1 protein-coding gene is annotated in these 1670 nt (G+C 68.0%); it reads right to left on the bottom strand.

Annotated features, from left to right (window positions below):
- Positions 1-15: 15 nt before the first annotated feature.
- Positions 16-1569, bottom strand: a complete 1554-nt coding sequence (locus PINTE_RS21245; protein WP_084343900.1) for an IS1634 family transposase — start codon at positions 1567-1569, stop codon at positions 16-18.
- Positions 1570-1670 lie beyond the last annotated feature (101 nt).

The raw sequence follows: 1670 nt of genomic DNA, 5'->3' as shown, positions 1-1670 counted from the left end.
CCGACTTGCACAGGCTTAGTGGGTCACGGCGTTGAGGATGTCTTGGGCTGCGGGGGTGATGGCGGCCTCGGCGGTGACCTCGGTGCTGGCGATGCGAATGGTCGCGTCGCGTAGGGGCTGCAGCGTGCGGACGATCTTCTTGATGCTCATGCCGGTCTGTTGCTGCAGGTGACGGGCCACTGCCAGTGCGGTGACGACGACGGTCAGGTGAGCCTCGATGGCGTCGCGGTGGTGATGAAACATGGGCCGGGCCCGCAGGTCCGTCTTGGACATGCGGAACGACTGCTCGACGTGCCACAGGTCGTGATAGGACGCGATGACCTTGTCTGCGGGCATGATCGCGGCGGGGATGTTGGTGACGTAGCCCTTCAGCCCGACCAGCCGGCGGGCCCTGGCCAGGGAGGTTTCGTCCAGGATCGCCGCGTCCCCATGGATCGTGACGAACCGTGGCGTGCGCGCGGCGCGTTCCCCGGCCACGACGGCCTTGGCGCGGTTCTCCTGCGACGTCAGGGTGCGCCGGTCCCGTGCCGCTCGCTTCTTCGAGTACTGCCACACGGCCCGCCACGACTTCGGATGCGTCGCGGGTTTCCAGACAGGCTCGTCACGGACCGCTGTGTTGTTCTCGCTGGCTGCGGCCGCGTGCCGGGGCGTGATCGTGTCGATCAGCTGCCCGTCGTCGAAGGCGTCACCGTGCCAGCGGAAATGAGAGGCCAGATCGTTGGGGGCCTTCGTGACGCGAGACCCGACGATGAACCGCAGGTTCGCCGCGTCCAACTCCCTCAGGTTGCCGGCGGACAACATGCCGGCGTCGGCGACGACGACCATGTCCGCGGCACCGTGGCGCTTCTGGAACGCGCGGATCGTCGGCAAGATGGTCGCGGTCTCGGCCTTGTTGCCTTCCCAGCAGGTGATCTCCAGCGGGAACCCGCCCCGGTCGACCAGGAGCCCGACCACGACTTGGGGGTCGACGCGGCGTTCCTTGGAGTAGCCGACCTTACGCAGCTCGTCCTCGTGCTCGGCCTCGAAGTACAGGGTGGTCACGTCGTACAGCACGAGCGTCAGGTCGCCATGGCGGGCAGCGTGTGCGAAACACGCCGCGGCGACCTGGGCGCGGTAATCCCGTTCGTGGGCACGGCGCAGCGCAGCCAGCAGCGAGTTGCGGTGACGTGGGTTGATGCCGAGCTCGCTCAGCACGCGGGGGCTGTCACGCACCGACGTCGGCTCGACTAGGCGGGCCAGGACGAGCTGGAAGAACCCCTCATCACCGATCGCGGTGAAACCCAGCTGGTCGTAGGCGCCCGCGATCACGCCCGCGAGAACGCGGCTGGTCGTGCCCGTCACCACCGCCGTCGCGAACGCCTTCGCGGGGGCCGCCTCGACGGCGAGATCGAGGCTCAGCTGTCCCGGGTGCAACTTCGCCCGGCCGGCCTCGAGCAGCACGGTCAGCTCGGCGTCGTTGTGCGCCGATCCCAGATGCTCGACGACCTTGTCGCGTCGACCTTCCCGAACGGCGATCTGCACCGCTGTCGCGCCCGAAGCGGTCTTCACCTTCCGCAGGAACGGGCTCACCCGTAGGAGCTTAGTGTGTCACCCCAACACCCCGCGGCGCCCTGACCAGCATCAACACCAGCCAGAACCACCACAAGCCCCCTCACCTGTGCAAGTCAGGG

Origin of the sequence: Piscicoccus intestinalis NBRC 104926, assembly GCF_001515525.1 — a bacterium.
Lineage (GTDB): Bacteria > Actinomycetota > Actinomycetes > Actinomycetales > Dermatophilaceae > Kineosphaera > Kineosphaera intestinalis.
Note: the sequence above shows the minus strand (reverse complement) of the source record. Positions and strands in the feature narration are given on the sequence as shown.